Origin of the sequence: Pseudomonas sp. Irchel 3H3 (genome assembly GCF_900187635.1) — a bacterium.
Lineage (GTDB): Bacteria > Pseudomonadota > Gammaproteobacteria > Pseudomonadales > Pseudomonadaceae > Aquipseudomonas.
On record NZ_FYEC01000017.1, the window covers coordinates 1 to 24,947 of the forward strand.

Consider the following 24,947-nt stretch of genomic DNA (forward strand, 5'->3'; position numbering starts at 1 on the left):
TTGGGGGGTAAACCGGCAGGACGCCGGTTTAGCCGCACTGGGCCAGGGATGGCCCATTGCGGCGGCCCCCCAAATCAATGTCGGAGTACGGGCATGCCGAGCCTAAGCGAGGCACCGAGTGGTGGGGTAAGAGCGTTTTGCTTACTTTTGCGCTGTTCAAAAGTGAGCCGCCGTCAGGCGGAACCATAGGAGGCCGTTACCGCAAAAATGGATATGTACTCCGCCTAATCCAACACCCCAGAGGTCACTACACAAGCAGGTTCTCTCTCCACAGGTGCAACGTCGCACCACAGCTGTGTAGATACCTATGCCAGCGATGACGTCAGGTCAGGCAACCCACATCTCGCAGATCAAACCATCCCCGCCTGCTTCAACTCGCTCTTGAGATACGCGTAGTAAATCGGCCCTGCCACCACTCCCGGCAGGCCGAACGCAGCTTCGAATACCAGCATCGCCAGGAGCAACTCCCACGACTTGGCACTGATCTGCCCGCCGACGATCCGTGCGTTGAGGAAGTACTCCAGCTTGTGGATGAAAATCAGGTAGCCCAGCGCCGCCATCGCCACCCAGATCGACAGCGATAAGCCGACGATGGTGATCAGGGTATTGGACATCAGGTTGCCAATCACCGGCAGCAAGCCCAGCAGGAAGGTCAACACGATCAGGGTCTTGGTCAGCGGCAGGTGAATGCCGAACATCGGCAGGATCACCGCCAGGAAGATCCCGGTGAAGAAGGTGTTGAGCAGGGAAATCTTGATCTGCGCAAAAACGATGTTGCGAAAGGCCTGGACCAGCAGGTGCAGGCGGTCGAACAGCGCGGCAGCCAGGGGTTTGCGCTTGGTCAGGTCCGGCACCCGCTGCAGGGCAATGATTGCCCCCAGCACCATACCGATCAGCAAGGTGACGAACATGTGCGCCGCGTCCTTGCCCACCAGTTGCAGGTCGCTCAGGTGTTTGCTCAGCCATTCACCGATGGCCACGCGGAATTCGGCGGCACTGGCCGGCAAATAGGCGTCAACGAACGGCGGTAGCTGGCCGCGCGCCTTATCGACCACGCCCATGAATTTATCCAGCGACGCCCCGGGATTTTCCGCTTCATGCAACAGGAAGCTGAAGGCGCCGGCAAAGATCAGCGCCAGCACACTGACCACCAGGGTGCCCAGCAAGGCCACCGCCAACCAGCGCGCACGCCGCCCTTCGATCAGCCGTTGCAGTTGGGGGGTGAGCATGTTGACCAGTTCGTAGACCAACAACCCGGCCAGCAGGCTGGGCAACAGCCGCAGGGGCAAGACCAGCAGCAAACCACCAAAAATGATCACCCAACTGACTACCAGCAACACGTGACGCTGAGAAAACGTTGGCATACAGCCTCAAAACAAACGGCGTTAAAGGATTGGCAGTCTGCCAGCGTTCGGCCCTTGAAGCGAGCGGATGGCCGATATCGATCGGCACCGCTGGCTTGAACGCTGGCCGCCAATTTGCCCTGGTAGTTTATTTTTTCTTCAGGCAATCACTCATGAAGGTTTTACGTGCCTCGCCGGTCAGCGCCTGGGTGGCTGCGGTGGCGTTGCAGGTTTTCATCTTCTCTTGTTGTGGGGTCAGGGCCTTGGCGTCATTGGCTGCCGGCTGCGCCTTGAGGCAATCGCTCATGAAGGCTTTGCGCTCGTCGCCCTTGAGGGCCTTGGTGGTGGCGTCGGCGTTGCAGGTGGTCATTTTGTTCTGTTGCGCCGTGGCGGCAAAACCCTGGGAGCAGAGCAGCAAGCCGACCATCAACAACGGGATACGCAGCATCTTCATGGAGACTTCTCCTGGTTGCTGCGCCGAGGGGCGCAGCTTGAACTGCAGTGTAGACAACAGCTGTTACAGGTTCATCCAGGAGCAGCAAACGTCAGGGCGCGATTAACCCACCCGGTCCCGGCTTCGCAGCTCGTCAGACGGGGCCAATCGCCTGTACGTATTCCTCATAAGCCTTTATTCGGCGCTCAATGAGCTCGGCGCGAAAGCGTTCGAAAGACACCGGCTGCCCGCCAGGCTCACGATAGGTAGCGCCCAGTGCATTCGATGAGGTCCATTGGGCGTAAGAGCCTTTCTGATGCAACTTCGCAACCTTGATTGAACGCAAGGTCGAGTCATCGGTGCCCCGCGCGGGTAACGTCGGAGGACCTGGTGGCGTGTCATTGATAAAGCTGTACTCGGCAATCGCCGGCCCGGGCTCCAGGCTGATCACGGGATCAGGATCAAAGCCGAAGCAACCCTCCTGGGCCAGGTGTGCAGCGGGCAGTTCTGGCCAGGAGTCAGCGACCACCAACTCGGCGGGCTTGCTCAGGTCACCGATGAGCACGTATTGGTGGTCAAAGTCGCTGGCCCTGACAATATGCACCGCAGCAGATCTTGGCTGGCTGGCCAGAATCGAAAAGGTCACCTTGGAGTTTTCCGAGCAGTTGCCGCCCATGATTTTTATCGCGGCCTGAGCTGCCTCGCCGATGGTCAGTTCGGCGGTGGCCTGGCCGGTCGCCAGGTCGATCTTCCTGAGGTTTTTCAGTTTGGCGATGGCCGAACCTCCTTTTTCCCAGATGCTCGGCCTTTGATTGCCTGACAGGGGCAGCAGCTCCTTGCTCCGGGCGACGGTTCGTTGTGCCAACTGCAGATTGGCCATGGTTGGCGCGTCCACTTCAATCACTCTGCCTGGCTGCACCGGCAGATCGAAAAGCTGCGCATAGCTAAACAGGTCTGCTGCGGTATCTGACTGAGCTCCCTCGGCCGTCGTCGACTGCGCCAGCGCATCGTACTCACTGGCACGCCCGGTTTGCTTCAGATAACGCGCGGTCATGGCCAACTCCCGCTGAGCAGTGGACAGTTCCCCTCGTTGCTCGCTGAACGCATTGTCCAACACGCTGGAAAACTGTTCAGGCGTCAACAGCCCGTTCAATTCGGGTAAAAGCTCGATACTTTGCCTGAGTCTTTCTATGGCCAAGGGGCTTTCGCGCGCGTACGCGTATGAAACGTCTGGCTAATGCGTAAACACGCAATCTTTAAATCCCGCGCCATCGCACAATTCAAAATCCTTTGTTTCGACGATAGTGTTCCGGCGAACAACCGGCCTGGCGCTGAAACATCGCGGTAAAGGCCGAGGCCGTGCTGTAGCCCATATCGAAGGCGATTTCCTGGATGCTGCGTGAGCTGTCCAGAGCCTCGATCGAGGCAAGAAAGCGCAGGCGCTGGCGCCACTCGCCGAAACCCATGCCCAGTTCCCGCAGACATTGACGCGCCAGCGTCCGCTCGCTGATGTGCACGTGCGCGGCCCATTGCGCCTGCGTGCGGTTGTCACCTGGGGCCGCCTGCAACGCTTCAAGCACTGCCGACAACGCCGCGCTGCGGGCGTAGGGCAGATAGCCGTTGTGAACCGGCGCCTGGTGCAGTTGATCTATCAGCACTTCGGCCAGGCGCTGATCGGCAGCCAAGGCGGGGATTTTCACATCGCGCGCGGCGAAATCCTTGAGGATCGCCTTGAGAATGTCGCTGATCGCCAGCGTGCAGGCCTGCGCCGGCAACTCGCGACACACCTGGGGCGCCAGGCACACCGCGCGATAGTTGATTGGCTGATCACTGTAGAAACTGTGCTCGGTCTGCGGCGGCACCCAGATCGCATACTGGGGCGGAGACATGAAGCGGCTGCCGCCAACTTCCATGTGCAGCACACCATGGGCCGAATACTCCAGCGTGCCCCATGGGTGGCGGTGAGCGGCGGCATACAGGTGCGCGTCGAAATCGGCATAACGAAAGTACACCGGGGCGGGCAGTTCGCTGAAATCCAGCAGATCAATGTGTTTACGGCTCATGCTGTCCGGATTCAAGGGCAGGTTGTCTGAATGCAAGTATAGGCTTTGATCCAGACAGGCGGATAATCCCCCCTCATTAATGCTCTGGTTGTCCTCATGCAATACGCTTATCCCCTGCTGGCCATTTTCATCTGGGCCGGCAACACCGTAATCACCAAAATGTCGGCCGGGGCGATCTTCCCCGCCGAGATCGGCTTTTATCGCTGGCTGCTTGCCGGCCTGCTGTTCACCCCGTTCATGCTCAAGCCAGTGCTGCAGCATTGGCCGCTCATCCGCCCGAACCTGGGCAAGATCTTTGTCCTCGGCGTACTCGGCATGGCGGTGTATCAAAGCCTGGCGTACTTCGCCGCGAGCCTGACCTCAGCCACCAACATGGGCATCATCCTGTCGCTGATGCCGCTGATGTCACTGGCCATGGCCATCATCAGCCTCGGTCAGCGCCTGACCGCCGGGGCGCTGGTCGGAGCGCTGCTGTCATTTTCCGGGGTGCTGGTGGTGGTATCGTCCGGTAGCATGGCGACGCTGCTGGAGCATGGGCTCAACCTGGGGGATGCAATGATGCTGATCGCGACCCTCGCCTATGCGATCTACAGCACCCTGTTGAAAAAATGGCAACTGCGCCTGCCGCCCCTGGTGCTGCTCTACCTGCAAGTGCTGGTGGCGGTGGTGGTGCTGTTTCCGCTGTTCGTCGCCTCGCCGAAAACCGGCCTGACCCTCCACAATGTGCCCCTGGTGCTGTACGCCTGCCTGCTGGCCTCGATGGTTGCGCCCCTGGCCTGGATGCAGGCCGTGGTGCGCCTGGGGCCAAGCCGGACCACGCAGTTTTTCAACCTGCTGCCGTTGATCACCGCACTGATTGCCGCCGTGGTGCTGCACGAACAACTGGCGCTGTACCACCTGGTGGGTGGGGCGCTGACCCTGGGCGGGGTGATTGTGTGCGAACGCTGGACCCGGGTGCTGGGCCGCAGATGATCGGCTGAAGCTAGACGCCCGCCGCCTTCAACCGCTGCGCATGTTCGACAAACAGGCGCACCGGGTCCGCACCCTTGCCCACCAGCCCGAGCGACTGGTTGACGATGTCGAAGTGATCCAGCGGGAAATCATCACCGATGACCGTGCCCAGGTGCGAGCTGTAGCGCCCGACCATGCCGTCGCAGTGCCCGGCCTCGCGGACGAAGGTACGGGCAAACAGACGGCAACTACGGTTGGTGCCGTCGATCAGGTTGCCGCCACGATCGGTGATACCCGGCTGCAGGGTGCCCGACCACGAGTAATAACGCACACCATTGACCTCCTCGGGCCCCTGCCCGCCCCAAGTCTGCGGCAAGCCCTGTGGATAACATTGGTTGAACAGTGCCACCCCGGCGCTGGTCAGCGAGTTGTGGGAGGCGTGCACATCCACTGGCCATCGGCGCACGTGGTGGCCGGTCTCCAGCAATCCCATCAGCCAGGCGACGCCTTGTAACAGGGCACTCAGCAGCCGACCCTTGGCGCTCTCGGGCGGGTAGTGCTGGTGCAGGTAGTCCGCCAGCTCCGAGCCGTGGTTGGGACCGGCCACCGAGGTCACCGAGGCTACCAGGTCGGGGCGTTTGGCGGCGGCGTAGCGGGCGGTCAACGAGCCTTGGCTATGGCCGATCAGGTTGACCTTGCTGGCGCCGGTTTCCCGCAGGATCGCCTCGACCTGCAGCAACAACTCTTCGCCGCGCACCTCGTTGGAGTTGACCGGCGACACCTGCACCGCAATCACCTTGGCCCCGCCCCGCCGCAGCGCCGGGATGATCGCGTACCAGTATGGATACAGCACCAGGCGAACAAACCCGAGCATTCCCGGGACCAGCACCAAGGGGTAGCGAGTGGCAGTGTCTTGCGACATGGGCAAACATCCTTGTGATCGATGGGAAAGCCCGGGAGGGGATGCAAGACGTCGGCCATCACTATCGCCAGCCAGGATGACGCCTTCACGACCACTCTATGACATTCCCCCGCGCCCGCCTCAACCTCGTCATCGTGGCTCGCAACATCCGATAAAACTTTTCTCGCGGCCCATCACTCACACCTAAGGAGCACGCCAACAGAGCGTGATGCCGAGTGATCCGCCCGAGGAGATAGAGATGAGTGAGCAACAGTTGTCTGATATCAACACCCTGCGCCAGCGGGCGCGCACCCACGTCGAGAACGGCGCCGTGACCGAAGGCTATAGCGCCGACCGCGAGGAGGTGCTGCGCCTGCTCAATGAGTCGTTGGCCACTGAGTTGGTCTGCGTGCTGCGTTACAAACGTCACTACTTCATGGCCGATGGCCTGAAGGCTGCGGTGGCGGCCCAGGAGTTCCTCGAACACGCCACCCAGGAAGCAGAGCACGCCGACAAACTTGCCGAGCGTATCGTGCAACTGGGGGGTGAACCGGAATTCAATCCGGACCTGCTATCGAAAAACTCCCATGCGCAATACATCGCCGGCAATACCCTCAAGGAAATGGTCTACGAGGACTTGGTGGCCGAACGTATCGCCATCGACAGTTATCGCGAAATCATTCAGTACATTGGTGACAAGGACCCCACTACCCGCCGCCTGTTCGAAGATATCCTCGCCCAGGAAGAAGAACATGCCGACGACATGGCGGACTTGCTGAAGGACTTGTAGGCTCGCCTATTCAGCCTTGTTGTGCCGACTCACAACAAGGCTCCAACACTCGTCAAACCCGCAGATCAGTCCTTCACGGTCTTCGGCGCCTTGCCCGACTTCATCTGCTCCAGCAACGGTGCACACTGATTCGGTTCGCCACCACTGGGCGCCACCAGCGCCAGCAAACCGGCCGCCGGGCCGGCAATGACCCCCAGCGCCACCATCCCTGCGCCGCGCAGCATCAACGGCACGCCCTTGACCCCGGCATCCGGCTTGATGAACTTGCCGCGCACGTACAGCGGTGAACGCAAGGAGATCAACCGCCAGCCCTTGGACTCGGGGGTGATGGTCAGGTCCAGTTGTTCGCTGGCCATGTTCGCCGTGCCGTCGATGTAGATGATCGCGTTCTCCGTGTCGAACACAAACAGGCGCGTGGTCGCCAAACCGCTCTTGATCCCGAAGTCGGCAGCCGCACAGTTGATCTTCACTTCCTTGTCGCCAAAGATTTTGCCGACCAGGTAGTTGCCCACGTTCAACCCGGCCAGCTCCATCAGTTCACGGCTGATCGCGCCGTCGTTGATCAGCATCTTCAGATCGCCATTGGCGCTGCCCAGCAACGCCGCCACCGAGTTGCCACGCCCGGTTATGTCGGCATCGCCATTGAGTTCGCCGAAGCTGGTTTTCATCGGTTCAAAGGTCGGGAACAGTTGCTTGAGCTTGAAACCCCGCGCGCTCAGTTTGGCCCGGCCTTCCAGCGGCGTGGTCTGGCCGTTGAGGCGGATCTGCGCGTCCAGCTTGCCGCCCGCCACGCCAAAACGCAGTGGCTGCAGGTTGAGCTGGCCGTCATTGAGGATCACGTGGGCATACAGGTCATTGAATGGCAGTTTCTCGCTGTGGACGATGCGCTTGCCGGTGAATTCGACATCAGCGTCCATATCGCGCCAGCGTTCAGTGCGGAACTCCTCCACTGGCAGCACCTTGTCGGCCGGCTGTTTGCTGTCGCCGCCGCGGGCTTTTTGCTTGGCGTTGGAGTCGGCGCCGATCAGGGGCGCGAGGTCGGCGAACAGCAGTTGATTGGAGACCAGTGCGCCGCTGAGCTTGGGTCGTGGCTGGCTGGCCACGTAGGCCAGGTTGCCATGGATGTCGCTGCCGCCGATGGTGCCGTTGAAGTCTTCATAGCGGAACTTCGCCCCCTCCGGTGCCCGCAGGTTGGCGATCAAATGACCGTCGGTAGCATAGGGCGAGGAGTCCGGCAGGGTGATGCCGGTCAATGGGTAAAGGTTGCCCAGGCTGCTGCCCGCCAGTTTCAGGCGCAGGTCCAGCGCGCCGAGGTTAAGCGGATCGGTCAGGGTCCCGGCCAGTTCGACCCGAGTATCGGCAATCCGCACTTGGGCCTGCAGTGGAAAGGGCTTGGCGGCGTCCTGCAAGGCCAGCAGGCCGCCGATCTTGCCCTGGCCCGACAGCGCCTGGCCGTGGTACTGGCCTTTGACCTGCAGGGCAAACGCATAATCCTGCGGCGCCGCCCCCTGGTCCTGGGCTTTTTTCGCGGTCTTCTCGCCGACGATATCGCTGAACGCAATCGGCTTGCCCAGTGGGTCGATCAGCAGGTCGAGGCGGGTCTTGAGGCTTTGATCGTCCAGCGTCACGTGGCCCTTGTCGAAGCCAATCGCGCCGATATCCACCACCCAACTGGAAGGTTCGGCATTCGGGTCCTTGGGGTCGAAAGTGAAGGTCCAGTTGGCGCGCCCATCCGCCAGGCGCTGCAGCTGGGCATTGGGCTCGGTCAGGTCGATGCGCGGAATCACCACGCGCTGCGCCAGCAGGGCCAGCGGCGAGATCCGCAGCTCGACGCGCTTGAGGCTGACCATCTGCGGTTGTTTGGACCAGTGCGGGTTACCCAGGCTCAGGTCCTCGGCCACCACATGCGGCCATGGCACCCAGGCGCGCCAGCCACCCTCGTCGAGTTCGCGCTGCCACACCACCGACAGGTTGCCATTGATCGCAAAGGGCCGATGCAACTCCTCCGAGACCTTGGCATTGAGCGGCGGCTTGATCCGGTTCCAGTCGAAGAACGCGATGACCAACACCAACACGGCGATCAACAACACGAGGCTGGCAAAGACCCAGGCGAGAATTTTACGGGTGCGCGTCATTGCACAAAGCTCCTGATGACTGCTCGGCGCCCGGACCGCGACGCTCGATAAAAATCCTAGGCCATAAATCGACCACTATGAAAACTACGACTGGCAAATGGCCCGCAGGTTTAACCAAAAACCCGATTCAGCGCTAAATAGCCGCTTTTTTCCTGACCGAGTCGCCAGAATCCTGTTACCTGGGTCGCACTTTGACGGCGCACAAGCGGGTCGAAAATACCCAATCCGCTGCTGAAACGTTCCCCGCAAACCCGCGTTCTAGAGGCGCTCGGCAGAACAATCAATTCTGTTGATTATTACCATTGTCTTTATGAACTTTTATATCGACTTATCGAGAGTAGCATTGGCTCCGTACCCACTTTATCGCCCCCACACGGAGCAACCGACCATGAAACGCCAATTACTGCTGAGCCTGACCCTTTCCCTCCTCGCCGCTAACGCTTTTGCATTGCCAGCGGCCGAGCAAGCCACCCCACAAGCCAAAGCCGAACACTCGGTGTTCAGCCAGACCGTTGCCGAAGGTGGTTCCGACCGTCTGCTGGAACGCAACAAAATCGCCGCCGATGGCTACGACCGCACCCCACAAGGCCAGACCGTTGCCGAAGGCGGCCGTGATCGCCTGGAAGAGAAAGGCCTGGTTGAAGATGGCTACGACCGTACCCCACAAGGCCAAGTTGTTGCCGAAGGTGGTGGTGACCGTGTCATCGAACGCAACAGTGCAGTGAGCTGAGCCCATGGTGGCCCTGAAAAAAGCCCGATTCCCTGGAGTCGGGCTTTGACTTTGCGTCAACCGCAACGCCCCGCTACGCCCTTGCTGTCTCCTGCCACTGAAGTTCGACGCCAGCAAAGCTGATTTGCTAGAGTGCGCCGCTGTCCCTGATTAGAAGTCAGCCGCCTGATGCTGCCCCGCGCCGAACAGAAACAACAGACCCGCAATGCCCTGATGGACGCTGCCCGCCACCTGATGGAGTGCGGCCGAGGATTCGGCAGCCTGAGCCTGCGCGAAGTAGCGAAAACCGCCGGCATAGTCCCCACCGGCTTCTATCGGCATTTTGCCGATATGGACCAACTGGGCCTGGTGCTGGTCAGCGAAGTTGGCCAGACCTTCCGCGAGACCATTCGCCTGGTGCGCCACAACGAGTTCGTCATGGGCGGGATCATCGATGCCTCGGTGCGTATCTTCCTCGACGTGGTGGCCGCCAACCGCTCGCAATTCCTGTTCCTGGCCCGCGAGCAGTACGGTGGCTCCCTGCCGGTGCGCCTGGCCATTGGCCAATTGCGCGAGAACATCAGTGCCGACCTCGCAGCGGACCTGGCTTTGATGCCCAAGCTGCAACACCTTGACCTGGCCGGCCTGTCGGTGATGGCGGACCTGATCGTCAAGAGTGTATTCGCCACCCTGCCCGACATTATCGACCCCCCCCTCGAAGCACTGCCCGAGCATCTGACCCCACAGGCGAAGATCACCCAACAATTGCGCTTCATCTTTATCGGCCTCAAGCATTGGCAGGGGTTGGGCAGCACCGAATAAGCCCGCCGGGCCCCGTCGCCTGATCGCGCGACAAAAAGGTGCGTCCGCACGCCCTCGCGCACCAAACCACGCCACACCATCCCCCCTGGCCCCGCACCACTTTCTAGCATTCACGGGCTAGCCGAGGAAATTTCCTGCAACCATTCCTGTTGGCAAGCCCCTTGCTCTAAACCCTGCATTGTCCTTTGCCGGAAGTTTGCCATGCTGGTGATTCATCGCAGAATCGACCCTCAACCCCTCTGGGCCGCCGAGTTGCACCTGAACTTCGAGGCCCGCAGCAAAAGCCGCCTGCGCTGTTTCAGTGCCGCGGGGGAAGATGTCGGATTGTTTCTGGAGCGCGGCCAGCCACCCCTGTTCGACGGTGAATGCCTGAAGGCCGAGGACGGTCGCATCGTGCGGGTCTGCGCCCGCCCTGAACAACTGCTGCACGTCACCTGCGCCAACGCCTTTGAACTGACCCGCGCGGCCTATCACCTGGGTAATCGCCACGTCGCCCTGCAAGTGGGCGATGGCTGGCTGCGCCTGCTCGACGACTATGTGCTCAAGGCCATGCTCGAGCAGTTAGGCGCCCGCACCGTCAGTATCGAGGCGCCGTTCCAGCCGGAGCACGGTGCCTACGGTGGCGGCCATCACCATTCGCGCCACGGCGACGAAGACTTCAACTACGCCCCCAAACTGCATCAGTTCGGCGTACGCCTGTGAATCCCGCCTGGGCGCTGCTACGCCTGGCCAGTCCACAGTTGCCGATTGGCGGCTACAGCTATTCCCAAGGCCTGGAAATGGCAGTGGACAACGGCCGCGTCAGCGACCCGTCGACCGCCAGGCGCTGGATCAGCGACCAGTTGCTGCTCAACCTCGCACGCTTTGAAGCGCCCTTGCTGCTCGCCCACTGCAACGCTGCCGCCAGCGCAGACTGGCCGCAGTTGTCGAGCCTCTGTGAGCAGCACCGCGCCAGCCGCGAAACCCGCGAGCTGCACCAGGAAAGCCGGCAGATGGGCTACTCCCTGCAACAACTGCTCAGCGGCTTGCCGGAGTTGGACCCACCTGCCCGAGCGTTTCTCGAGCGCTGCCACGAGCCCCATCTGGCCCTGTGCTGGGCGCTGGCCGCCCGCGCTTGGCACATCGCCCCGCAGGACGCCCTGGCGGCCTGGCTGTGGAGCTGGCTGGAAAACCAGCTGGCGGTGCTGATGAAAACCCTGCCGCTGGGCCAGCAAGCGGCGCAGCGCCTGACCAGCCAATTGCTGCCGCTGCTGCAACAGGCGCAGCAGGACGCCAGCCGAATCAATCCCGAACACCTCGGCAGCGCCGCGTTCGGTCTATCCCTGGCGTGCATGGCCCATGAGCGCCAGTACAGCCGCCTGTTCCGTTCCTAGGGCCGGTCATTTTTGGAGAATCACATGAACACACAACCTCTGCGTGTCGGTATCGGCGGCCCGGTCGGCTCCGGCAAAACCGCCCTGACCCTGGCCCTGTGCCTGGCGCTGCGTGAGCGCTACAACCTGGCGGTGGTGACCAACGACATCTATACCCGCGAAGACGCCGATTTCCTGGTGCGCAACCAAGCGCTGGCCCCGGAGCGGATCATTGGCGTGGAGACCGGTGGCTGCCCGCACACGGCGATTCGCGAAGACGCCTCGATCAACCTGGAGGCGGTCGATCAACTGAACCGGCGCTTTCCGGGACTGGACCTGATCCTGGTGGAGTCCGGCGGCGACAACCTGTCGGCGACCTTCAGCCCCGAGCTGTCCGACCTGACCATCTACGTGATCGATGTTTCGGCGGGTGACAAGCTGCCGCGCAAGGGCGGGCCGGGGATTTGCAAGTCCGACCTGCTGGTGATCAACAAGATCGACCTGGCCCCACTGGTGGGCGCCTCTTTGAGCCTGATGGACAGCGACACCCAGCGCATGCGCAACGGCAAACCCTTTGTCTTCAGCAATCAGAAAACCGGCCAGGGCCTGGAACAGATCATTGCCTTCATTGAACGCCAGGGCCTGCTGACCGCGGCCTGACAGTTATCCACAAGACACTCGCAAAGGAAGCCTATCCATGACACTCAAACGCCTATTTGCCGCCGCGGCCCTGCTGCTCACCCCGGCCCTCGCTTTCGCTCACCCGGGCCATGGCGACAATGGCTTACTGGCCGGCATCAGCCATCCCATCGGCGGCCTCGATCACCTGCTGGCGATGCTCGCCGTCGGTTTGTGGGCTGCGCAACAACAAGGTGCCGCACGCTGGGCACTGCCCTGCACGTTCGTCGGCACCATGCTGCTGGGCGGATTTCTTGGGTTCGAGGGCTTGAGCCTGCCGGCCCTGGAAAGCGGCATTGCGGCCTCGGTGCTGGCGCTGGGCCTGGCGGTGGCGCTCGCGGTGCGACCAGCCCTGAGCCTGGCCGTTGGCGCGACCGCCCTGTTTGCCCTGTTCCACGGCGTGGCCCACGGCCTGGAGCTACCCGAGATGTCCAGCCCCTGGACCTACGCCGGCGGCTTCGTCATTGCCACCGCCAGCCTGCATGCTGCCGGGTACGCCCTGGTGCGCGTGTTGCCACAAGCCGCCGCGCCGCTGGTACGCCTGGCCGGTGCAGCATCGGCGGCGACCGGGGCCTGGCTGCTCGCGGGGTAAGGGGGGCAGCTGCTACCATGTCGCGCAAACACTCCTGCCGTGACGACGCCAGCCAATGCCCGATGCTCCCCGCTCCGCCTCCCAGCCTGAACTGACCGCACTGTTTGCCACTGTGCAGCAGCATTTTCGCGGCGTGATCGTGCCTCTGTGGCAGGGTCCGGGCTGGAATGCGCAGATGGCATTGCCCTACGAAGCCCTGGATGCCCGGCACCAGCCATTGCCGCCCCAGCGCTATCGGGCCATGGCCTGCGCGCGCCAGTTGTACCTGTTCGCCAGCCTGATCGGTGAAGTGCCGGCGGCCGAGGAGCGGGCTGCGGCGCTGTTCCGTTCGTTGCAACAGCACTTTCATGATAGCGAGCATGGCGGCTGGTTCTACAGCATCGACCCCCAGGGTGCACCGCTGGATCAGCGCAAGGACCTCTACACCCACGCCTTCATCCTCTTCGCCTGCGCCCATTACTGGGCCAAGGTGCGTGAGCCGCTGGTGGAGTCGGTGCTCAACGCCGCCCTGCAGGTGCTGGCCCAGCACTTCGCCACTGGCAACGGCCTGTACGAAGCGAGCCTGGACCGCAACTGGTCGTCACTCGGCGCAGGCCCCCTGCAAAACCCGCTGATGCACCTGGCCGAAGCCTTCCTGGCCACCCTGGCGGTGCGCGAGGACCTGGCCGTCGAGGCGACACTCAAGGCGTTGTGCGCCGCCATGCAGCAGCACTTCATCGACCCGCAGCACGGGGTGATGATGGAGAAGCCGCTGGGGGCTGTGGATAACTGGTTTGAGCCGGGGCATCAGTTCGAATGGTTTTTCCTGCTGGACGCTTCGCCGACCCTGCGCGGCTCGGCGCTGCATGCTTCGCTGGACCGCGCCTTCGCCTTCACCGAACAACGGGGGGTGGAGCCGCAGACTGGGGCCGTCGCCGCCATGCTCGACCTGGTGGAGGGTCAACAGCCGCGCGATGCCACCCAGCGCATCTGGGCCCAGGCCGAATACCTGCGTGCCCTGACCTTGCGCCCGGCCAGCCAGGCTGCGCTGTTGCACCAGTTACAAGCCTTGCAGCAACGTTTCCTGCACGCCGGCGGCTGGCACGAATGCCTGGACGCCAGCGGTACCGTCAGCCGCCAGGATATGCCGTCGACCACGCCCTACCACCTGGCGACCTGTTATCGCGGGTTGGCTGAGTATCTGGGTTGAGCTAAACACCGCTTTCGCGACAAATCGCCTCGGTCGTCAGCCAGCAATCCACTTCGGATCAGCGGTAAAGCTGATGGTCAGCCATCGCGCGGCATCCGGCTTGCCCAATTGCGCCGAAATCTGCTCACGCAGGGCATCCAGCGTCGCCACGCCCTCCAGCCGGTAATCCACCGGCAACACCACGTGAATCTCGATAAACCGCGCCCGCCCGTGTTTCTGCACGTAGCTGACATAGTCGGCAAAACCGTGCTCGGCCTTGGCCGCGTCCATTACCTGGCGCACCTTGTCATCCAGTTGATCAGGGGCAATCCCCAGCACATCGCGCAGCGCCGGGCGCAGGATCTTCCAGGCCGGCGCCAGCATGCTCAAGGCCAGCAGGATCAGGATCAGCGGGTCGACGTACAGCGCCCATTGGCCATACCCCTGGGTCTTGAGCAGCAGCGCCGTGAGAAAGCTCACCAGCAAGCCCACCGATAGCATTGCATCCACCAGCCAGCTGATGTTGTCGAACTGGATCAACGTGGACTTGAGCGCGCGATTGCGCTGACGGATGTAGAAGAAATAGGCGAACTCGACAACGGTAAACACCGCCGCATAGACGATCACCAAACCCAACTCGATCTCGCGGCCACCGTTGATGATGCCGAACACACCGTTGAGAAAGGCGTAGATCGCAATCAGCAGCAGGAAGCTGCCTTCAATCAACAGCACCATGGGCTCCAGGTGCCAGAAACCGAACTGGAAACGCTGATTGCTTTGCTTGGCGATCAGCTTGGCGGTGATCAACATCAGGACCTTGATGAAGGTCGCGATCAACGAAAAGAAACCATCGAACAGGATGGATTGGGACCCGGAAACAAAACCCGTGACGATCCCGGCGATCGCCACGGCCAACATCAGGACGGTCGATTGCTTGAGCAGTGCCTGCTCACCTCGGTTACTCACATGGCCTCCTTGTGAACCCGGACAACCGCGACATGCGGTGGGGGTTTCAACAAGGAGTGTACCTTATGCCCTGTTTTGGCCGAATCGGCGCCTGCGTCTTACCCCTTGGCGTTACGATCAATCGCAAAGCCACCCCAGGTCTGGCTCACGGGCATCAGTTCCAGGCGGTTGATGTTGATGTGCGCCGGCGCGTTGAGCACCCAGAAGATGGTGTCGGCAATGTCTTGCGGCTGGATCGGCTCAGCCCCGGCATAGGTCGCGTCGTAGCGCGCCTGGTCGCCAGCAAAGCGCACCAGCGAGAACTCGCTTTCGCACAGGCCCGGCTCGATGTTGCTGACACGCACGCCAGTGCCCTGCAGATCGCACCGCAGGTTCAACGAGAACTGTTTGACGAAAGCCTTGCTCGCGCCATACACGTGGCTGCCCGGGTACGGGTAGTTGCCGGCGATGGAGCCCAGGTTGATGATCCCGGCGCCACGACCGTGGGCGATCAGGCGGGGCAACAACAGACGCGTGCTGTACATCAGGCCCTTGATGTTGGTGTCGACCATGGTGTCCCAATCGTCGAGGTCGCACTTGGGTGCCGGGTCCACGCCCAGGGCGAGGCCGGCGTTGTTGATCAGCCCGCGCAGCGTGGCAAAGGACGGCGGCAGGTTGGCAATGGCCGCTTCCATCGCCTGGCGATCCCGCACATCGAGCACCAGGCCATGGACCTCGGTCTGCTTCGACAATTCGGCGCACAGGGCATTCAGACGCTCTTCACGACGCCCCGTCAGCACCAGTTTCCAGCCAGCCTCGGCAAAACGACGGGCGCAGGCTTCACCAAAACCGGATGTGGCGCCGGTAATAAACAGGGTGTTGGACATCGTGCTCTCCTGGATTGGGCTGATCCACAGCCTTGAAATCGATTAACTAGCGGCAGCATGCCCGGCCACGTTCCGAGGGGCAACCTCGGGTTTTCTGGACAAAAAACAACCAACTCGGCCGAGCCCTTGTGGACCGTGGCCCGCAGCCAACTGCACGCACCTTATCCACAGCCCCGTCCACAATCTTTGGGGGCAAGTGCAAAAGCCTGGGCACCGCTATCCACAAGGCTTTGCGGGCAGATTGAAAAGTTTTTTGCTTGACCGAGGCCGCCCCACGTGTCGCCCTCCCGGGTTGAACCCGACCGGCCGGTCAAATTGGCGATGGCTTCAAGCCAGCAAATTCGCTGCTTTGCGAAGTCTTTCCAGAGTTTAACCACAGACTTATCCACAGGCTGCGAGGGCGATTTTCGCCTGCATCCGGCGGCCAATAAAAAGGTTGACAATCCAGGCTCACGGCCATGCAAAAGCCGCTGTACAAAAATCAACCACAAGCTTGCAAGCCACGTAAACAAAGGCCCGCAGCGAGTTGCACCCACGTTACCCACAGCCAGTTCCACAGCAAACGGGGACAAGTCAAAACTGTGGAAAAACAGCCATTTGCAGCGTCTTTATGTCGCGCTTTGACAGCTGTTGAATATTGTTTTCCACATTTTCCGTTTAACCCCGAAAGTCCACGATCACGCCTCCAAAACAACAAAAAAAACGCCCTGAAGGCCGGAGCCGTCAGGGCGCTGGTTTGCCGCTTGCCGGTCTAGTGACCGCCAAGGTAAGCGTTGCGCACCTCTTCGTTCACCAGCAGCTCCTTGCCGGTACCGGTCAGGCGGATCTGCCCGTTGACCATCACATAGGCGCGATCCGACAGGCGCAGGGCATGGTTGGCGTTCTGCTCGACCAGGAAAATGGTCATGCCGGTCTTGGCCAGCTCGCGCAAGGTGGCGAAGATCTGCTTCACCACGATCGGCGCCAGCCCCAGGCTCGGCTCATCGAGCAACAACAGCTTGGGCCGGCTCATCAAGGCACGCGCAATGGCGAGCATCTGCTGCTCGCCACCGGACATGGTCATGGCCCGCTGGGTCCGACGCTCCTTGAGTCGCGGGAACAGCTCGAACATGCGCTGCATGTCTTCGCTGGCGTACTTGTCGCCGATGGGAATGGTGCCCATCAGCAGGTTTTCCTCGACGGTCATGTCGGGGAATACCCGCCGTCCTTCCGGCGACTGCGCGATGCCGTTGGAGGCGATGTAGTGGGACGACTTGTGGGTGATATCCACCCCCTGGTAGATGATCTGCCCGTCAGCGGCCCGGGGCTGGCCGAAGATCGACATCAGCAGGGTCGATTTACCGGCACCGTTGGACCCGATCAGGCTCACGGTTTCGCCTTCGTTGATGTGCAGCGAGACTTTTTTCAGGGCCTGGATTGGCCCGTAGAACACGTCCAGCTCCTTGAGTTCGAGAATCGGTTGGCTCATACCAGCTCCTCTTCATCGGCACCCAGGTAGGCGGCGATCACTTTCGGGTCGTTGCGAATGGCTTCGGGTCCGCCCTCGGCGATCACGTTGCCGTGGTCCAGCACCACGATGTGGTCGGAAATGCTCATTACCATGCCCATGTCGTGTTCAATCAGCACCACGGTCAGATCGTGCTCGTCGCGCAGCAGCCGGATCATCGCGCTCAGCGCTTCGGTTTCCTGAGGGTTGAGACCGGCGGCCGGTTCGTCGAGGCAGATGATCTGCGGCCGCGTGCACATGGCCCGGGCGATTTCCAGGCGGCGCTGCTGGCCGTAGGACAGTTCACCGGCCAAGCGGTTGGCGCAGTCCACCAGGTCAACCACTTCCAGCCAATAGAACGCGCAGTCCAGCGCATCGCTTTCGGCCTTGCGGTAGCCCTTGGTGTTGAGGATCCCAGCCAGCAGGCTGCGGTTGACCCACATGTGCTGGGCCACCAGCAGGTTTTCCAGCACCGACATTTCCTTGAACAGGCGAATGTTCTGGAACGTGCGCGCCAGGCCGGCGCGGTTCACCAGGTGAGTGCCACCGAACATCTTGTAGTACAGCCGGCTGGCGAAATTTTTCGGCGAGACGAAATCGCTGGCCTTGAAGGACTCGCCCAGCAACTGGATGACGTTGGTAGCCTGGCCACGGGTATTGAGTTCGATCTTGCCGCCGGAGGCCTTGTAGAAGCCGGTCAGGCAGTTGAACACGGTGGTCTTGCCGGCACCGTTGGGGCCGATCAGGGCAAAGATCGAGTTGCGATGGACCTTGAGGCTGACGTCACTGAGGGCCTTGATGCCGCCGAAGTGCATCATCAGTTTTTCTACCGAGAGTACGACTTCACTCATGGCGCTGCCCTCTTTCATACGCAATGGCACCTTTACGTGGAGTCACACCGGTACGGCTGATCCGAATCAGGCCGCGCGGTCGCCAGATCATCATCAACACCATCAGGATGCCGAACAGCAGCACCCGGTACTCGGCGAAGCCGCGCAGCAGCTCCGGGGCCACGGTCAGCACGAACGCGGCGATCACCACGCCGATGGTCGAACCCATGCCGCCGAGCACCACGATCGCCAGGATCAGTGCCGACTCAAAGAAGGTGAACGAGGTCGGGTTGACGAAGCCCTGGTAGGTGGCAAAGAACACCCCGGCCAGGCCCGCGGTCGAGGCACCGATGGTGAACGCCGAGAGCTTCACCAGCACGTGGTTCAGGCCCATGGAACGGCAGGCGATTTCATCTTCGCGCAAGGCCTCCCAGGCGCGGCCGACCGGCATGCGGGTCAGGCGGTGCTTGATGTACAGCACTGCCAGCACCACCAGGAACAGCACGGCGTAGATGAAGTAGTACTTCACGTCCGGGTTGTAGGCAATGCCGAAGAACTCATGGAACGGCACCCCACCCTCTTTGGCGCGCTTGCCGAACTCCAGGCCGAAGAAGGTTGGCAGCGGTGCAGCCATGCCGTTCGGACCGCCCGTCAGCGACAGCCAGTTGTTGAGGATCAGGCGAATGATTTCACCAAAGCCCAGGGTCACGATGGCCAGGTAGTCGCCGTGCAGGCGCAGCACCGGGAAACCGAGGATGCAGCCGGCCAACGCGGCCGTGATCGCCGCCAGTGGCAGCACCGTCCAGAAACCCAGCCCCAGGTATTGATAACCCAGCGCCAGGCCATAGGCACCGATGGCGTAGAAGGCCACGTAGCCCAGGTCGAGCAGCCCTGCCAGGCCAACCACGATGTTCAGGCCCAAGCCCAGCAGCACGTAGATCAGGCCCAGGATCACTACGCCCAGCAAGTAGGAGTTGGAGAAGAACGGGAAGACCACGGCGATGACGATCAACAGCGGGATGATCCAGCGCAGCCGCGACTTGTAGTCCGGCGCCAGCACGTGCACGCCGGAGCCGGTGGACTCGAAACCTTCGAGGATCCGCCGGCCCTTGGGCGACTGCAGGAACAGGCTCAGGGCGAAACGTCCGGCCATGACCACGGCAATGATCCAGGCAACGCGCTTGGGTTCCAGGTTGAAGCTGTAGCCATCCAGCACGACCCCGACAATGGGGCCAAAGACGATCAGGGCAATCAGGCCGGCAAGAATCGCGTCGACCACACTTTCTTTGACATCAATGGATTTTTTATGGGTTGAAGACATCGCTTACACCTTCGACACAAGAGGACGGCCGAGCAGGCCTTGGGGCCGAAAGACCAGAACAAGCACCAGCAGCGAGAAGCTGAAGACGTCCTTGTAGTCCGAGTTGACCAGACCGGAGAACAACGACTCGGAAATGCCCAGGATGATTCCGCCGAGCATCGCCCCGGGCAGTGAGCCGATACCGCCCAGGACCGCTGCGGTGAAGGCCTTGATGCCGATGACGAAGCCTGCGTAGAAGTCGAAGGTGCCGTAGTTCATGGTGATCAGCACGCCGGCCAGGGCCGCCATCGCTGCACCGATGATGAACACGTAGGAAATCACCCGGTCGGTGTTGATCCCCAGGATCGAGGCCATCTTGCGGTCTTGCTGGGTGGCACGGCACATGCGGCCGAGCTTGGTGTACTTGATGACGTAGGTCAGCAGCGCCATGCCGGCGAATGCCGCGACCAGGATGAAGATCTTGGTGTAGGTCAGTTGCACGAACCCGTCACCGATGTCCACGCGCCAGGCACCGGTCAGCAGTGTCGGAACCCCTTGTTGGCGGGCGCCTTGGCTGATTTGTGCATAGTTTTGCAGGATCAGGGAAATACCGATGGCACTGATCAACGGTGCCAGGCGGGTCGAGTTGCGCAGCGGTTTGTAGGCGACACGCTCGATGACCCAGCCATACACCCCGGTAACGATGATGGTGAAGATCAACGTGCCGAGCATCAACAGCGGGAAGGATTCGATACCGAAGTAAGCCAGCAGTGCCAGACTGATTGCCGCGAGGTAAGCGGAAATCATGTAAACCTCGCCGTGGGCGAAGTTGATCATGCCAATGATGCCATAGACCATTGTGTAGCCGATGGCGATCAGGCCATAGACCGACCCGAGGGTCAGGCCATTGACCAGTTGCTGCAGGAAAATACCATCCATAACGCTATCTCACGCAGTGAGAACCCGCACCCTTGTCGGGGTGCGGTTCTTCTAAGGAAAATACAGATTTACGTCGCAGTAATGTCAGACAGGCCACCGCAGCCCCCTTGTGGGAGCTGGCTTGCCAGCGATAGCGGTAGATCATTCAACAGAGTTGTCGACTGTCAGGCCGTCATCGCGGGCAAGCCCGCTCCCACAGGGAATGTGGCGTCCGCTTGATCAAGTGCCGTTATTTCTGTTTTTCCAGCTGGTGATATTTACCGTCCTTGTCCCACTGGTAGACCACGTAGTCGGAGACTTTCAGGTCGCCCTTGGCGTCCCAGGTCTTCTCGCCCATCACGGTCTTGACCGGGTTGGCCTTGAGCCACTTGGCGGCGTCTTCGCCTTTGTTCGACTTGGCGCCGTTGAAGCCTGCCGCCAGGGCCTGGACCGAAGCGTAGGCGTACAGGGTGTAGCCTTCAGGCTCGGTGCCGGCCTTGCGGAAGGCATCCACGACCGTCTTGCTCTCTGGCAGCATGCGTGGGTCGGCGCCGAAGGTCATCAGCACGCCGTCGACGTATTGCGGGCCGCCAGCGGTGGTGACCAACTCGTCGGTGACGATGCCGTCATCGGACATGAACTTGACGTCTTTCAGGCCTTCGGTACGCAGTTGCTTGACCAGTGGACCGGCTTCCGGGTGCAGGCCGCCGAAATACACCACGTCGGCACCGGCCGCGCGGATCTTGGTGACCACGGCGCTGAAGTCTTTTTCGCCGCGGGTCAGGCCTTCATACAGCACCGGCGTTACGCCGCGCTTTACCAACTGGGCCTTGGTTGCGTCCGCCAGGCCCTGGCCGTAGGTGTCCTTGTCGTGCAGCACTACGACTTTTTTGCCCTTGAGCACATCGACGATGTAGTCGCCGGCCACGATGCCTTGCTGGTCGTCACGCCCGCACATACGGAACATGGCGCTCAGGCCGCGCTCGGTGACCTGTGGGTTGGTGGAACCCGGGGTGATCGCGATGATCCCGGCTTCGTCGTAGATTTCCGAGGCTGGAATGGTCGAGGAGGAGCAGAAGTGACCGACCACGCCGGCAACTTTCTGGTTGGTGAGGTCCTTGGCGACCGTCACTGCCTGTTTTGGCTCGCAGGCGTCATCGCCCTTGACCAGTACGATCTTCTCGCCATTCACGCCGCCTGCGGCGTTCACGGCGTCGGCCGCTGCCTGTGCACCCTTCATGTACTGCTCGCCAAATGCCGCGTTGGCGCCCGTCATCGGACCCGCTACACCGATCTTGAGGTCGGCCTGAGCAAACGCAGAAACACCCAACGCAGCAGCCACTGCGAGGGCCAGAAAGCCTTTCTTGTAAAACGTCTGGGACATGAGGTGGTGCTCCAAGGTTTTTTTTAGTTGGCACTGCAACTTCACTGAATGCTCAGAGCAAGGGCCGTGCCATCGGTTTTTTATTCTTGAGCAAGTCGCTGCCTTATTGTTTTTTCGACAGTTTTGGGCCCATTTTCATTGGGCGTGCAACCGTCTAGATCGCAGAAGGTGAAACCGTTATTTTTTAAGGGTGAAACCTTCGCGTGCCACCATTGCAACCGTCAGCAGAAACGACGTGCAACCAACCTGTAACAGCCCGCGTCACCGAACTGCACACTGCTGGTGCGGGACTGCTACAACCCGCACCATTACAGGCTAGACGTTACCGCCGAAAGTGCCGCGCCCAAGGGCAAATTCCCTTGTTTAAATGACAATCCGCAGGCACTGGCCCGCGTGATAGAGGGAGAACCCGGTTTCGTACAGGCAACTGCGCAAACCCACGCCCAGCACTGGCTGCATGGGTGCGAAGGGAATCGGCAAGGCTTGCGGATCGCCGTGGCACAGGTAGTCGGCGAAGGCTTTGCCGACCACGGTACCGGTGGTCACTCCACGGCCGTTGTAGCCAGTGACGGCGACCAGGCCGGGTGCTGGCTCGAACAGGCGCATCAGATGATCGGGGGTAAAGGCGATGCAGCCGGTCCAGGTGCACTCCCAGTCCACCGGCTTGAGGTAGGGGAAATAGTGTTGCTGCACACGATCGGCCCAGGCCTTGAGGAACCAGGCGGGCTTGCGGTTGCCATTGCCCAGGCTGCCGAGCAACAGGCGACCGTCCTGGTCACGGCGAATGCTGCTCAGGACCTGGCGGGTGTCCCAGGAGCCCTGGCCGCCTGGCAGGATCTGCTGCGCGGCTTCTTCGGTCAGGGGCGCCGAGGCGACCTGGTAGTAGTAACCCGGGAAAAAGTTACGCCGCAGCTCGGTCCAGTCACCCTCGGTGTAGGCGTTGGAAGCGATCACTACCTGTTCGGCGAGAACCGCGCCCTCGGCGGTGTGTACTGCCCACAGCTGGCCCTGGCGCTCCAGCCGGGTCACCGCTGAGTGGTCGAACAACTGGCCACCCAGGTCGGCGGCGGCCTTGGCCAGGCCACTGGTGTAGGCCATTGGATTGAGTGTGCCAGCGCGGCGATCAAGCAGCGCGGCGGCGATTTTCCTGGTCCCGGTGGCTTGCTCGCAGGCCGCTCCGGTCAACAGTTCGACCGGGGCGCCGCGACGTTTCCATTGCGCTTCGCGGCTGCGCAGATCGGTTTCGCCAGTACGGTTGTGGGCCATGTGCAGCGTGCCCTCACGGCGCAACTGGCAGTCGATGCGGTACTTGTCGATCAGGCTGAACACCAGCGCGGGGGCCGCGCCGAGCATACGATTGAGCTGGCTGCCGACGACTTCGCCAAAACCCTCTTCAATCTCGTCCGGGGGAATCCACATGCCGGCGTTCACCAGCCCGACGTTGCGCCCCGAACCGCCCTGGCCGCAGCGCTGAGCCTCAAGTACACAGACGCTCTTGCCCTGTTCCAGCAAATGCACGGCCGCCGATAAGCCGGTGAAGCCGGCGCCGATCACGCAGACATCGGCCCGCACCTCGCCCTTGAGCGCCGCCCGGTCAGGCCGTTGCGGCGTCAGTTTTTCCCATAAGCATTCTTCGCGTAACGGCATTGCAAGCTCCTGTCGGAGCAGCTACGAGCCGCAAGCTACAAGCCGCAAGCCAGTTTGCTTGAAGCTCGCAGCTTGTAGCTGGCCGCTGCTTAATCGAACGTGATGCCCTGGGCCAACGGCAGTTCCAGCGAGTAGTTGACGGTGTTGGTCTGGCGTCGCATGTAACCGCGCCACGCATCGGAGCCCGACTCGCGGCCGCCGCCGGTTTCTTTCTCGCCGCCAAACGCGCCGCCGATTTCCGCACCGCTCGGGCCGATGTTGACGTTGGCGATCCCGCAATCGCTGCCCACCGCCGACATGAACTGCTCGGCTTCACGTACGTCAGTGGTGAAGATGCACGACGACAGGCCTTGCGGTACAGCGTTGTTGAGGCGCAGCGCTTCGGCGAAGTCGTTATAGCCAACCACGTAGAGGATCGGCGCGAAGGTTTCGCTGCACACCACGTCGCTTTGCTCGGGCATTTCGACGATGGCTGGCGAGACGTAGTAGGCGTTGGGGAACTGCGACTCGAGCTGGCGCTTACCGCCGAATACTCGGCCGCCTTCACTCAGGGCCTGCTCCAGGGCGTCCTGCATGTTGTCGAAACTGTGTTTGTCGATCAGTGGCCCGACCAGGTTGCCTTCCAGCGGATGGCCAATGCGCACCTTGGAATAGGCGGCCTTGAGACGGGTGACGATCTCTTCCTTGACCGATTCGTGGGCAATCAGCCGGCGCAAGGTGGTGCAGCGCTGGCCAGCAGTGCCGACGGCACTGAACAGGATGGCCCGGACCGCCATGTCCAGGTCGGCGCTTGGGCCGAGGATCATCGCGTTGTTGCCACCGAGTTCGAGAATGCTGCGGGCGAAACGGGCGGCGATCTTCGGCGCCACTTCGCGGCCCATGCGGGTACTGCCGGTGGCACTGATCAGGGCTACACGCGGGTCGTCCACCAGCGCTTCACCGGCATCGCGGCCGCCGATGATCACCTGGCTGAGGTAGGGCGGTGCATCACTGAAATTCTTCAGCACTCGTTCGAACAGCGCCTGGCAGGCCAGTGCGGTGAGTGGGGTTTTCTCCGACGGCTTCCAGATCACCGGGTTGCCGCACACCAGCGCCAGCGTGGTGTTCCAGGCCCAGACCGCGACCGGGAAGTTGAACGCACTGATCACCCCGACCACGCCCAGCGGATGCCAGGTTTCACGCATGTGGTGGCCCGGGCGCTCGGAGGCGATGGTCAAGCCATAAAGTTGGCGGGACAAACCGACGGCGAAGTCGCAGATGTCGATCATTTCCTGCACTTCACCCAGACCTTCCTGAGTGATCTTGCCGGCTTCCCAGGACACCAGCTCGCCCAGGTCGGCCTTGTATTCACGCAGGACCTCACCGAACTGGCGCACCAGCTCACCGCGGCGCGGCGCTGGCACCTTGCGCCACAATTCGAATGCATGCTCGGCACGACTGACCTGCTGCTCGACTTCGGCGGCACCTTCCCAGTTCACCGAGGCCATCTGGCTGCCATCGACTGGTGAATGCACGGGCTGTTTGCCATTCTGGTACAGGGCCGGGTTTACCCCCAAACGATCAAGCAATGCGGCAACCATGGGTCACTCCTCAAGCAAAAAACGGAAAGTTCG

General features: G+C 61.6%; 24 protein-coding genes. 9 read left to right on the forward strand and 15 right to left on the reverse strand.

The window, feature by feature from the left end:
- Nucleotides 1–350 precede the first annotated feature (350 nt).
- From CKW24_RS18070 to CKW24_RS18085, 4 genes are all read right to left on the reverse strand, one after another.
- The gene (locus CKW24_RS18070) at nucleotides 351–1,364 is read right to left on the reverse strand and encodes an AI-2E family transporter (RefSeq protein ID WP_095169528.1); all 1,014 of its coding nucleotides are present in this window, start codon (nucleotides 1,362–1,364) and stop codon (nucleotides 351–353) included.
- Between the two features lie 127 nt (nucleotides 1,365–1,491).
- Nucleotides 1,492–1,797 carry a PsiF family protein gene (locus CKW24_RS18075; protein ID WP_095169529.1) on the reverse strand — a complete coding sequence of 102 codons (306 nt, stop codon included), beginning with the start codon at nucleotides 1,795–1,797 and terminating at the stop codon, nucleotides 1,492–1,494.
- 133 nt (nucleotides 1,798–1,930) lie between these two features.
- Nucleotides 1,931–2,830 carry a hypothetical protein gene (locus CKW24_RS18080; protein WP_143501232.1) on the reverse strand — a complete coding sequence of 300 codons (900 nt, stop codon included), beginning with the start codon at nucleotides 2,828–2,830 and terminating at the stop codon, nucleotides 1,931–1,933.
- Between the two features lie 226 nt (nucleotides 2,831–3,056).
- On the reverse strand, nucleotides 3,057–3,839 hold the full coding sequence (locus CKW24_RS18085) for a helix-turn-helix transcriptional regulator (protein WP_095169531.1): 783 nt from the start codon (nucleotides 3,837–3,839) through the stop codon (nucleotides 3,057–3,059).
- Nucleotides 3,840–3,935: 96 nt separating this feature from the next.
- Between CKW24_RS18085 and CKW24_RS18090 the strand changes: the two genes are divergently transcribed.
- The gene (locus CKW24_RS18090; protein WP_095169532.1) at nucleotides 3,936–4,811 is read left to right on the forward strand and encodes a DMT family transporter; all 876 of its coding nucleotides are present in this window, start codon (nucleotides 3,936–3,938) and stop codon (nucleotides 4,809–4,811) included.
- A 10-nt stretch (nucleotides 4,812–4,821) separates the two neighbouring features.
- Here CKW24_RS18090 and CKW24_RS18095 read toward each other — a convergent pair whose 3' ends face one another.
- Entirely contained in the window at nucleotides 4,822–5,712 is an 891-nt protein-coding gene (locus CKW24_RS18095) for a triacylglycerol lipase (protein WP_095169533.1), read from the reverse strand.
- A 238-nt stretch (nucleotides 5,713–5,950) separates the two neighbouring features.
- On the opposite strand from CKW24_RS18095, the gene CKW24_RS18100 reads away from it, so the two are divergent.
- The gene (locus tag CKW24_RS18100; RefSeq protein ID WP_095169534.1) at nucleotides 5,951–6,481 is read left to right on the forward strand and encodes a bacterioferritin; all 531 of its coding nucleotides are present in this window, start codon (nucleotides 5,951–5,953) and stop codon (nucleotides 6,479–6,481) included.
- Nucleotides 6,482–6,546: 65 nt separating this feature from the next.
- Here the strand turns inward: CKW24_RS18100 and CKW24_RS18105 are convergent, their stop codons facing one another.
- Entirely contained in the window at nucleotides 6,547–8,616 is a 2,070-nt protein-coding gene (locus CKW24_RS18105) for an AsmA family protein (RefSeq protein WP_095169535.1), read from the reverse strand.
- A 388-nt stretch (nucleotides 8,617–9,004) separates the two neighbouring features.
- On the opposite strand from CKW24_RS18105, the gene CKW24_RS18110 reads away from it, so the two are divergent.
- The 7 genes from CKW24_RS18110 (at nucleotide 9,005) to CKW24_RS18140 (ending at nucleotide 13,958) form a co-directional block, all read left to right on the forward strand.
- Nucleotides 9,005–9,346, forward strand: coding sequence for a hypothetical protein (locus CKW24_RS18110; protein WP_095169536.1), 342 nt, complete (start codon nucleotides 9,005–9,007; stop codon nucleotides 9,344–9,346).
- Between the two features lie 168 nt (nucleotides 9,347–9,514).
- A complete protein-coding gene (locus tag CKW24_RS18115) occupies nucleotides 9,515–10,147 on the forward strand; it encodes a TetR family transcriptional regulator (RefSeq protein ID WP_095169537.1) in 633 nt (210 codons plus the stop codon).
- 201 nt (nucleotides 10,148–10,348) lie between these two features.
- Entirely contained in the window at nucleotides 10,349–10,849 is a 501-nt protein-coding gene (gene ureE, locus CKW24_RS18120; RefSeq protein ID WP_095169538.1) for an urease accessory protein UreE, read from the forward strand.
- Nucleotides 10,846–11,520, forward strand: a complete 675-nt coding sequence (locus tag CKW24_RS18125) for an urease accessory protein UreF (RefSeq protein WP_095169539.1) — start codon at nucleotides 10,846–10,848, stop codon at nucleotides 11,518–11,520. The genes ureE and CKW24_RS18125 overlap by 4 nt, the downstream gene beginning before the upstream one ends.
- Before the next feature lie 24 nt (nucleotides 11,521–11,544).
- Nucleotides 11,545–12,159, forward strand: coding sequence for an urease accessory protein UreG (ureG, locus tag CKW24_RS18130; protein ID WP_095169540.1), 615 nt, complete (start codon nucleotides 11,545–11,547; stop codon nucleotides 12,157–12,159).
- A gap of 37 nt (nucleotides 12,160–12,196) precedes the next feature.
- Nucleotides 12,197–12,769, forward strand: a complete 573-nt coding sequence (locus CKW24_RS18135) for a HupE/UreJ family protein (protein ID WP_095169541.1) — start codon at nucleotides 12,197–12,199, stop codon at nucleotides 12,767–12,769.
- Between the two features lie 55 nt (nucleotides 12,770–12,824).
- Nucleotides 12,825–13,958, forward strand: coding sequence for an AGE family epimerase/isomerase (locus tag CKW24_RS18140; protein ID WP_095169542.1), 1,134 nt, complete (start codon nucleotides 12,825–12,827; stop codon nucleotides 13,956–13,958).
- A gap of 36 nt (nucleotides 13,959–13,994) precedes the next feature.
- On the opposite strand, the gene CKW24_RS18145 is transcribed toward CKW24_RS18140, so the two are convergent.
- The 9 genes from CKW24_RS18145 to CKW24_RS18190 all read right to left on the reverse strand — a co-directional run bounded on the left by CKW24_RS18145 (nucleotide 13,995) and on the right by CKW24_RS18190 (nucleotide 24,914).
- A complete protein-coding gene (locus tag CKW24_RS18145) occupies nucleotides 13,995–14,903 on the reverse strand; it encodes a cation diffusion facilitator family transporter (protein WP_095169543.1) in 909 nt (302 codons plus the stop codon).
- Nucleotides 14,904–15,001: 98 nt separating this feature from the next.
- Nucleotides 15,002–15,769, reverse strand: a complete 768-nt coding sequence (locus CKW24_RS18150) for an SDR family oxidoreductase (protein WP_095169544.1) — start codon at nucleotides 15,767–15,769, stop codon at nucleotides 15,002–15,004.
- A 751-nt stretch (nucleotides 15,770–16,520) separates the two neighbouring features.
- Complete coding sequence (locus CKW24_RS18160) at nucleotides 16,521–17,237, reverse strand: ABC transporter ATP-binding protein (protein WP_095169545.1); 717 nt, start codon at nucleotides 17,235–17,237, stop codon at nucleotides 16,521–16,523.
- Nucleotides 17,234–18,106, reverse strand: coding sequence for an ATP-binding cassette domain-containing protein (locus tag CKW24_RS18165; protein WP_095169546.1), 873 nt, complete (start codon nucleotides 18,104–18,106; stop codon nucleotides 17,234–17,236). Before CKW24_RS18165 ends, CKW24_RS18160 begins: the two co-directional genes overlap by 4 nt.
- Nucleotides 18,099–19,406: a high-affinity branched-chain amino acid ABC transporter permease LivM gene (gene livM, locus CKW24_RS18170; protein WP_095169547.1), complete on the reverse strand. Its 1,308-nt coding sequence runs from the start codon at nucleotides 19,404–19,406 to the stop codon at nucleotides 18,099–18,101. The genes CKW24_RS18165 and livM overlap by 8 nt, the downstream gene beginning before the upstream one ends.
- Before the next feature lie 3 nt (nucleotides 19,407–19,409).
- Nucleotides 19,410–20,324, reverse strand: a complete 915-nt coding sequence (locus CKW24_RS18175) for a branched-chain amino acid ABC transporter permease LivH (RefSeq protein WP_095169548.1) — start codon at nucleotides 20,322–20,324, stop codon at nucleotides 19,410–19,412.
- 229 nt (nucleotides 20,325–20,553) lie between these two features.
- Nucleotides 20,554–21,687, reverse strand: coding sequence for a branched-chain amino acid ABC transporter substrate-binding protein (locus CKW24_RS18180; protein WP_095169549.1), 1,134 nt, complete (start codon nucleotides 21,685–21,687; stop codon nucleotides 20,554–20,556).
- Nucleotides 21,688–22,050: 363 nt separating this feature from the next.
- The gene (locus tag CKW24_RS18185; RefSeq protein WP_095169550.1) at nucleotides 22,051–23,334 is read right to left on the reverse strand and encodes an FAD-binding oxidoreductase; all 1,284 of its coding nucleotides are present in this window, start codon (nucleotides 23,332–23,334) and stop codon (nucleotides 22,051–22,053) included.
- 89 nt (nucleotides 23,335–23,423) lie between these two features.
- On the reverse strand, nucleotides 23,424–24,914 hold the full coding sequence (locus tag CKW24_RS18190) for an aldehyde dehydrogenase family protein (protein WP_095169551.1): 1,491 nt from the start codon (nucleotides 24,912–24,914) through the stop codon (nucleotides 23,424–23,426).
- Between the last annotated feature and the right edge of the window lie 33 nt (nucleotides 24,915–24,947).